The organism is Kitasatospora sp. NPDC056327 (assembly GCF_042261735.1).
In the GTDB taxonomy this organism is placed as follows: Bacteria; Actinomycetota; Actinomycetes; order Streptomycetales; family Streptomycetaceae; genus Kitasatospora.
The window spans coordinates 1-8,420 of record NZ_JBHJRC010000343.1; the positions used below are offsets into that span (position 1 = coordinate 1).

Annotated in this window: 6 protein-coding genes; 2 read left to right on the forward strand and 4 right to left on the reverse strand. The window is 73.1% G+C overall.

The genetic code is table 11. The features are described from left to right. Positions 1-60: 60 nt before the first annotated feature. Positions 61-1,422: a glutamine synthetase family protein gene (locus ACFCX4_RS31995; protein ID WP_376150213.1), complete on the reverse strand. Its 1,362-nt coding sequence runs from the start codon at positions 1,420-1,422 to the stop codon at positions 61-63. 173 nt (positions 1,423-1,595) lie between these two features. Between ACFCX4_RS31995 and ACFCX4_RS32000 the strand changes: the two genes are divergently transcribed. Further along, a complete protein-coding gene (locus ACFCX4_RS32000) occupies positions 1,596-3,350 on the forward strand; it encodes an NAD+ synthase (RefSeq protein WP_376150215.1) in 1,755 nt (584 codons plus the stop codon). Between the two features lie 82 nt (positions 3,351-3,432). Here ACFCX4_RS32000 and ACFCX4_RS32005 read toward each other — a convergent pair whose 3' ends face one another. From ACFCX4_RS32005 to ACFCX4_RS32015, 3 genes are all read right to left on the reverse strand, one after another. Beyond that, positions 3,433-4,482 (reverse strand): endonuclease/exonuclease/phosphatase family protein, encoded by a 1,050-nt coding sequence (locus ACFCX4_RS32005; RefSeq protein ID WP_376150217.1) that lies wholly within the window; start codon positions 4,480-4,482, stop codon positions 3,433-3,435. A 381-nt stretch (positions 4,483-4,863) separates the two neighbouring features. Continuing rightward, the gene (locus ACFCX4_RS32010) at positions 4,864-5,490 is read right to left on the reverse strand and encodes a TetR/AcrR family transcriptional regulator (RefSeq protein ID WP_376150219.1); all 627 of its coding nucleotides are present in this window, start codon (positions 5,488-5,490) and stop codon (positions 4,864-4,866) included. 123 nt (positions 5,491-5,613) lie between these two features. Then, entirely contained in the window at positions 5,614-7,242 is a 1,629-nt protein-coding gene (locus ACFCX4_RS32015; RefSeq protein WP_376150221.1) for a DHA2 family efflux MFS transporter permease subunit, read from the reverse strand. 286 nt (positions 7,243-7,528) lie between these two features. Here ACFCX4_RS32015 and panB point away from each other — a divergent pair, with 286 nt between their 5' ends. Then, positions 7,529-8,398 (forward strand): 3-methyl-2-oxobutanoate hydroxymethyltransferase, encoded by an 870-nt coding sequence (gene panB, locus ACFCX4_RS32020; protein WP_376150223.1) that lies wholly within the window; start codon positions 7,529-7,531, stop codon positions 8,396-8,398. The last annotated feature ends 22 nt before the right edge of the window (positions 8,399-8,420 follow it).

Consider the following 8,420-nt stretch of genomic DNA (forward strand, 5'->3'; position numbering starts at 1 on the left):
GCGGTTGCGCACCGCCGACCCGGGGCCCTCTCTACGAATAAAACCCGCCCCGACCTGCGGTTACAGCACCTGCAGGTTCTTGCGCAGCTCGAAGGGGGTGACCTCGGAGCGGTACTCCTCCCACTCCTGCTTCTTGTTGCGCAGGAAGAAGTCGAAGACGTGCTCGCCGAGGGTCTCGGCGACCAGTTCGCTGCGCTGCATGAGGTCGATGGCCTCGCCGAGGTTCTGCGGCATCGGCTGGATGCCGAGGGCGCGGCGCTCGGCGTCGGTGAGGGCCCAGACGTCGTCGTCGGCGCCGGGCGGGAGCTCGTAGCCCTCCTCGATGCCCTTGAGGCCGGCCGCCAGGGTGACGGCGTAGGCGAGGTAGGGGTTGCAGCCGGTGTCGAGGGAGCGGACCTCGACCCGGGTGGAGCCCTGCTTGCCGGGCTTGTACATCGGGACGCGGATCAGCGCGGAGCGGTTGTTGTGGCCCCAGCAGATGTAGGACGGGGCCTCGCCGCCGGCGCCGGCGGTGCGCTGGGAGCCGCCCCAGATCCGCTTGTAGGAGTTCACCCACTGGTTGGTGACGGCGGCGGTCTCGGCGGCGTGGCGCAGCAGGCCGGCGATGAAGGAGCGGCCGACCTTGGAGAGCTGGTACTCGGCGCCGGACTCGTGGAAGGCGTTGCGGTCGCCCTCGAACAGCGAGAGGTGGGTGTGCATGCCCGAGCCGGGGTGGTCGGAGAACGGCTTCGGCATGAAGCTGGCGTGCACGCCCTGCTCCAGCGCGACCTCCTTCATGACCAGCCGGAAGGTCATGATGTTGTCGGCGGTGGAGAGCGCGTCCGCGTAGCGCAGGTCGATCTCCTGCTGGCCGGGGGCACCCTCGTGATGGGAGAACTCCACCGAGATGCCCATCGACTCCAGCATGGTGATCGCCTGGCGGCGGAAGTCGTGGCCCACCCCGCGCGGGGTGTGGTCGAAGTAGCCGGACTGGTCGGCGGGGATCGGCGGGGTGCCGTCGCCGGGCAGGTTCTTCAGCAGGAAGAACTCGATCTCGGGGTGGGTGTAGAAGGTGAAGCCCTGCGCCGAGGCCTTCTCCAGGGTGCGCTTCAGCACGAACCGCGGGTCGGCGTAGGAGGGCGAGCCGTCGGGCATCAGGATGTCGCAGAACATCCGGGCGGTACCCGGGGTCTCCGAGCGCCACGGGAGGATCTGGAAGGTGGTCGGGTCCGGCTTGGCGATCATGTCGGACTCGTAGACCCGGGCGAAGCCCTCGATCGCCGAGCCGTCGAAGCCGATGCCCTCCTCGAAGGCCTGCTCCAGTTCGGCCGGCGCCACCGCGACCGACTTCAGGAACCCCAGGACATCGGTGAACCACAGCCGGACGAACCGGATGTCACGCTCTTCGAGCGTCCGAAGCACGAACTCCTGCTGCTTGCCCATGGGGACAGTCTCACCTCTGCTCTTTACGCCCGTGTTACGCCCGGAACCCGCCCGGGGACGACTGTCCCCATCATGGCGGATCATCGCCCCGGGGGGCAGCGGAGCGCCCGCGGCGGCCCGCCCGGGGACCCCGGCCGAGACATCTCGTCAGATAGACGATTAGACTCGGTGGCATGCCCAATCTCCGTCTCGCCCTCTGCCAGACCGACCCGTGGGTCGGTGACATCGCACGCAACAGCGATGAGGTGGTGCACTGGACCAGGCAGGCCGCCGAGGCCGGTGCCCAGCTGGTCGCGTTCCCCGAGATGGCCCTGACCGGGTACCCGGTCGAGGACCTCGCGCTGCGCCGCTCCTTCGTCGACGCGTCGCGGGCCGGGCTGGTCGAGCTGGCCGGGCGGCTCGCCGCCGAGGGACTCGGCGAGACGCCCGTCGTGGTCGGCTACCTCGGCCGTTCCGAGCAGGCCTCGCCGCGGTTCGGCCGCCCGGCCGGCTCCCCGCAGAACTGCGCCGCCGTGCTGTTCCGGGGCGAGGTGGTCACCCGGTTCGCCAAGCACCACCTGCCGAACTACGGCGTCTTCGACGAGTACCGCTGGTTCGTCCCCGGCGACCAGCTGCCGGTGGTGCGGCTGAACGGGGTGGACGTCGCGCTGGCGATCTGCGAGGACATCTGGCAGGACGGCGGCCGGGTGACCGCCGCGCGCGAGGCCGAGGCCGGTCTGCTGCTGGTGATCAACGGCTCGCCGTACGAGCGGAACAAGGACGACGCCCGGCTGGAGCTGGTCCGCCGCCGGGCCGCCGAGGCGGGCTGCGCGCTCGCGTACGTCAACATGGTCGGCGGCCAGGACGAGCTGGTCTTCGACGGCGACTCGATCGTGGTCGCCCCGGACGGCGAGGTGCTGGCCCGCTCGCCGCAGTTCGAGGAGCACCTGCTGGTGCTGGACCTCGACCTGCCGGCCGCCAGCAGCGACCGCACGGACGGGCTGCTGCTCGCCGACGGCCTGCACCTGGTCCGCACCGGGCTGGGCGGCGAGCCGGTCCCGGCCCCGGCCGAGCCGCTGCGGGCGGCCGTCGCGCCGCGGATCGGCGACGAGGCCGAGATCTGGTCGGCGCTGGTCTCCGGCACCCGGGCGTACGTGCGCAAGAACGGCTTCCGCTCGGTGCTGATCGGCCTGTCCGGCGGCATCGACTCGGCCGTGGTGGCCGCCCTGGCGGTGGACGCGATCGGCGCCGAGAACGTGTACTGCGTCTCGATGCCGAGCCGCTACTCCTCGCAGCACTCCCGGGACGACGCGGCCGAGCTGGCCCGGCGCACCGGGCTGCACTTCCGCACGGTGTCGATCGCCCCGATGTTCGACGCCTACCTGGGCGCGACCGAGCTGACCGGCCTCGCGGAGGAGAACCTGCAGTCCCGGCTGCGCGGCACCCTGCTGATGGCGATCTCCAACCAGGAGGGACACATCGTCCTGGCGCCCGGCAACAAGAGCGAGCTGGCGGTCGGCTACTCGACCCTGTACGGCGACTCGGTCGGCGCCTACGGCCCGATCAAGGACGTCTACAAGTCGCTGATCTTCCAGCTGGCCCGCTGGCGCAACGAGGAGGCCGGGCGGCGCGGCGAGGTGCCGCCGATCCCGGAGAACACGATCAGCAAGCCGCCGTCCGCCGAGCTGCGGCCGGACCAGAAGGACACCGACTCGCTGCCCGACTACGACCTGCTGGACACCGTCCTCGACCTGTACGTCGAGGGCGACCAGGGCCGGGACGCGATCGTGGCGGCCGGCTTCGACCCGGCCGTGGTGGACCGGGTGGTGCGGCTGGTGGACACCGCCGAGTACAAGCGGCGGCAGTACCCGCCGGGCCCCAAGATCTCGGTCAAGGGCTTCGGCCGGGACCGCCGGCTGCCGATCACCAACCGGTGGCGCCGGGGCTGACCCGCCGGCCCACGACCCGGTGCCGGCGGGGTCACCGTGGCACCGGGTCACCCGTGGCGCGGGGTCACCCGCCGGCACCGGGTCACTCGTAGCGGTAGGTGGCGGCCACCGCGAGGTGGTCGCTGCCGTCCCGCTCCAGGGTCCGCGAGTCGGTGGGCCGCAGTCCGCCCTTGCTCAGGATCTGGTCGATCCGGGCCATCGGGAAGGACGCCGGCCAGCTGAAGCCGAAGCCGTCGCCGGCCGCGCCCTGGGCGGAGCGCATCTGCGAGGTGACCGGGGCCAGGCTGCGGTCGTTCATGGTGCCGTTGAGGTCGCCGAGCAGCAGCACCCGCTTCAGCGGCTCGGCCTCGATGGCGTCGCCGAGCGCCTGGGCGCTGACGTCCCGCTGGTTGACGGTGAAGCCGCCCCCGGCCCGGAGCCGGACCGACGGCAGGTGTGCGACGTACACCGCGAGCGGGCCCTTCGGGGTCTCGACCCGGGCCCGGAACGCCCTGGCCCAGCCCATCTTGATGTCCACCTCGGAGACCTCGTCGAGCGGGTACGTGGACCAGAGGCCGACGGTGCCCTCCACCGCGTGGTACGGGTAGCTGTCGGCCAGTCCGGACTCGTAGGCGCGCAGCGGCCGGCCGGCCAGCTCCTGGAGGGCGACGATCTGCGCGCCGGAGCGCTCCAGCAGCCGGACGGTGGCCTCCGGGTCCTCGTTGAGGGCGGCCACGTTGTGGCTGACCACCGTGAAGTCGCCGGTGCCGCCGCTCTTGTCGGTGAGCAGGCCGCCGAACATGTTGCCCCAGATCACCACCGGCACCAGCAGCGCGAGCAGCGCGGTGGCGGAGCGGCGCAGCAGGGCCGGCACGAGCAGGACCGGCAGGGCCAGGCCCAGCCAGGGCAGGAAGGTCTCCAGCAGGCTGCCGAGGTTGCCGCGGCTGTTGGGCACCTCGGCGTGGAAGGCCAGCACGGCGCCGGTGAGCAGGGCCAGGACGGCGATCAGCAGGCCGCGCCGCCAGGTGGTGCTGCCGCGGGCGTCCCGGCCCCAGCCGCGCACCCCGAGGAAGCGGGCCGCCGGGCGCCGGGCGGGTTCCGGGTCGCCGGCCTCCGCCGTCGAGACCCGGTCCGCCCTGTCCGCCTGCGCCATGCCGTGGCTCCCGTCGTTCACGCCGTTCACGCCGTCTGTCGTCCGAGGCCGGAGGGCCCGGCCGCCGACCTCCGGGCACGCCGGCGCCGGGCGGCGCAGGGCATGCCGGACCGCTGCCGGTTTGGTCGGATTTCCGGGCTCAGCCTATGCCGGGACAGACGTCCGGCCGGTGGACCGGGGTTCCGGCGTGGCCCGGTTGGTGAGCCAGGCCACTGCCCGGGCCCCGGAGCGGGGCCGGCGCCGCGGACCGGCCGGGACCTGGAGGAATGCCGGGACCGGCGGAGCGGACCGGCCGGGTGCGGCGGAGCGCCCGGGGCCGGGTCGGCCGCCCGGGGCCGGGTCGGCCGCCCGGGGCCGGGGCCGGGGCCGGCCCCGGCGGCGTCAGCGCAGGGCCGGCCCGGCGAGGCCGCCGAGGAGCGCGTCGACCATCCGCCCGGCCAGCTGGGGGTCGTCCAGGTCGGAGTCGTCCCAGAGCACGCTGCGGGCGAGGATCGGACCGATCAGCAGGTCGCCGAGCAGTTCCTCGTCGAGGTCGGAGCGCAGCTCGCCCTCGGCGACGCCGCGGCGGATGACCTCGCGGGCGGCCTGCCGGCGCGGTGCGATCACCCGTTCGCGGTAGGCGGCGTGCAGCTCGGGCCAGCTGTGCATCTGACCGAGCGCCGCCTTGAGGACCCAGCGGGATCGCTTGGCCAGCCCGCGCTGGCGCATGTACTCGACCATCGCGACGAGGTCGCCGCGGATCGAGCCGGTGGACTCGGGCAGCGGCTCCTCCAGCCGGCTGACCATGTCGACCAGCAGGGCCTCCTTGTTGGGCCAGCGCCGGTAGATGGTGGCCTTGCCGACGCCGGCGGCGGTGGCGATGCCCTCGACGGTCAGCTCGGCCAGGCTCGCGCCGCCCGCCATCAGCTCCTCGACGGCGGCGAAGATCGCCTGCTCGGCGGCCTCGCTGCGGGGCCTGCCCCGGCGCGGGCCGCCGCAGGGCGACGCGGCCGTCGGCTCGGTCTTCATCTCGCAACTCCCGGTGGTGGGGCTCCCGCCCCCGCGGGGGGACGGGGGTCGCACGCGTTCGTGGGCCCTGTCACCGGTGGTCTCCCGGCGCCAGGGCCCCATTCTCGCTCAGCCGGACGCCGGTCAGGCGTCGGCGGGCGCCTTGCGCAGCGGCGCGCCCGCGGGCGCGGGACCGGGGCCGGCCGGGGCACCCGGCCCGGCCGGGCCGCCCGCCGGGACCCTGCCGGGCAGCAGGAACCAGGCCAGCAGGGCGCCGGCCGCGGTGATGCCGACGGAGAGCAGTGCCACCACGTGCATGGCGTGGACGAAGGCGTCGTTGGCCGGGCCGACGAGGTCCCGGCCCTGCTCGCCGAGCCGGGCGGCGACGGCCAGGGTGGCCTCCAGCGACTCGCCGGCCTTCTCCCGCAGCTCCCCGCCGGGCAGCTGCGCCAGCCGGTCGGAGATCCCGTCCCGGTAGACGGTGGAGAGCACCGCGCCGAGCACCGCGACCCCGAGCGAGCCGCCCACCTGGCGGAAGGTGTTGTTGACGGCCGAGCCGGCGCCCGCCTTCTCGCGGGGCAGCGAGCCCATGATCGCGACGGTGACCGGGGGCATGACGTGCGCCATGCCGGTGCCCATCAGCAGGCCGAGCACGACCAGCACCCAGATCGGGGTGGTGGGGTCCAGCAGCAGGTAGCCGAGGAAGCCGGCCGCGATGAACAGCATGCCGGCGGCACAGGTGGCGCGGACGCCGAAGCGGTCGACCACCAGCCGGGCGCGCGGGGCGAAGACCAGCTGGGCGACGGCCAGCGGCAGCATCAGCACGCCGGCCTCCAGCGCGCTGTAGCCGCGCACGCTCTGGGTGTAGAAGACACCGAAGAAGGAGACGCCCATCAGCGCGAAGAAGACCACGCCGACCACAATCACCGAGGCGCTGAACACCTTGTTGCGGAACCAGCCGACGTCCAGCGCGGGGTGCGCGGTGCGGCGCTCGTGCAGCACGAACGCGGCGAGCGCCACCACGCCGGCCAGCACCGGGCCCCAGGCCTCGACGGCGGTGAAGTCGGCCAGCTCGCCGCCCTTGATGATGCCGTAGATCAGCGCCACCAGGCCGACGACGGAGAGCAGCACGCCGACCGGGTCCATCCGGCCCGGGTTCGGGTCCCTGGACTCGGGGACCAGCAGGGCCATCGCGACCAGCGCCACGACGACGATCGGCACGTTGATCAGGAAGACCGAGCCCCACCAGAAGTGCTCGATCAGCAGGCCGCCGGTGATCGGGCCGATCGCGATGGCCAGGCCGACCGCGCCGGCCCAGATGCCGATCGCCTTGGGCTGCTCGGCACGCTCGAAGACGTTCATGATGATGGCGAGCGTGGCCGGCATGGCCAGCGCGCCGCCGACGCCCATCAGCGCGCGGTAGCCGATCAGCTCGCCCGGCGTGGTGGCCAGCGCGGAGAGCAGCGAGGCGATGCCGAAGACGACCATGCCGGCCAGCAGCGCCCGCTTGCGGCCGAAGCGGTCGCCGAGCAGGCCCGAGGTGAACAGCAGCCCGGCGAAGACCAGGGTGTAGGAGTTGATCGACCACTCCAGATCGCTCTGGCTGGCGCCGAGGCCGGTGGGCGCCGGGGACGCGATGGTCTTCATCGCGACGTTGAGGATCGAGTTGTCGAGCACGACGACGAGCAGGGCGAGCACCAGGGTGCACAGGATCGCCCAGCGGCGGCGGTGGATGGCTTCCGGCACCCGGGGTGGCGCGGTTGCGGTGGTCATGGCTTCTTTTCCCGTCCGTGGTTACGGCGTGTCACTGGCGGGACTTTCGAGCCGCAGTCGTCTCGTAAACCCCCCCGGTCAGCGTAGCGAGATTTTCGATACGAGACGAATCCGTTTCGTAAAACCGTGGCAAAGACTCCCCGCCCCGGGCCCGGCCGCTCCGGCGGGCGTCACAAGCGGAGCGGACCCCGCCCCTTTTGCACCCGCGCCGGGCCGTGCAAGCATGGAGGTGATCCGGGGACGCCGCACGGCGCCACGAGACGACAACCCTTCAGGAGCCTGTTCGATGAACGCTTCTTCGCCTTCGCCTGCCCAGAACCAGGCGTCGACCGCCACCCTCTACGGTGGGGTCACCAACCGCCGCGTCACCGTCCGCGACCTCGCCGCAGCCAAGCAGCGCGGTGAGAAGTGGTCGATGCTGACCGCCTACGACGCCCTCACCGCAGGCGTCTTCGACGAGGCCGGCACGCCCGTCCTGCTGGTCGGCGACTCCGCCGGCAACTGCCACCTCGGCTACGAGACCACCGTCCCGGTGACCATGGATCAGATGGTGATGCTGGCCGCGGCCGTCGTCCGGGGCACCTCCCGGGCCATGATCGTCGCCGACCTGCCGTTCGGCTCCTACCAGGAGTCCCCTGCCCAGGCCATGCGCAACGCGGCCCGGCTGATGAAGGAGGCCGGGGTCGGCGCGGTCAAGCTGGAGGGCGGCGAACGCAGCGCCCGCTCGATCGAGCTCCTGGTCGAGGCCGGCGTACCGGTGATGGCCCACGTCGGCCTCACCCCGCAGTCCGTGCACGCGCTCGGCGGCTACCCCGTCCAGGGCCGCGGCGACGAGGCCGCCCACCAGCTGCTGCGCGACGCCAAGGCGGTGCAGCAGGCCGGCGCCTTCGCGGTCGTCCTGGAGGCGGTGCCCGCCGAGCCGGCCAAGCAGATCACCGAGCAGCTCTCCGTCCCCACCGTCGGCATCGGCGCCGGGCCGGACTGCGACGCCCAGGTGCTGGTCTGGACCGACTTCGCCGGGATGACCGCGGGCCGGGTGCCCCGGTTCGTCAAGCAGTACGCCGACCTGCGGTCCGTGCTCGGCGGCGCCGCCCGCGCGTTCGCCGAGGACGTCCGCGGCGGTGCCTTCCCCGCGCCGGAGCACACCTTCCACTGACGCCCGGCGCCCCGGGTTCCCG

Excerpts from the sequence above, each read along its gene's own strand:
- ACFCX4_RS32015 (WP_376150221.1), bottom strand. The coding sequence starts at position 7,242 with ATGACCACCGCAACCGCGCCACCCCGGGTGCCGGAAGCCATCCACCGC.
- ACFCX4_RS32000 (WP_376150215.1), top strand. The coding sequence starts at position 1,596 with ATGCCCAATCTCCGTCTCGCCCTCTGCCAGACCGACCCGTGGGTCGGT.
- ACFCX4_RS32005 (WP_376150217.1), bottom strand. The coding sequence starts at position 4,482 with ATGGCGCAGGCGGACAGGGCGGACCGGGTCTCGACGGCGGAGGCCGGC.
- panB (WP_376150223.1), top strand. The coding sequence starts at position 7,529 with ATGAACGCTTCTTCGCCTTCGCCTGCCCAGAACCAGGCGTCGACCGCC.
- ACFCX4_RS32010 (WP_376150219.1), bottom strand. The coding sequence starts at position 5,490 with ATGAAGACCGAGCCGACGGCCGCGTCGCCCTGCGGCGGCCCGCGCCGG.
- ACFCX4_RS31995 (WP_376150213.1), bottom strand. The coding sequence starts at position 1,422 with ATGGGCAAGCAGCAGGAGTTCGTGCTTCGGACGCTCGAAGAGCGTGAC.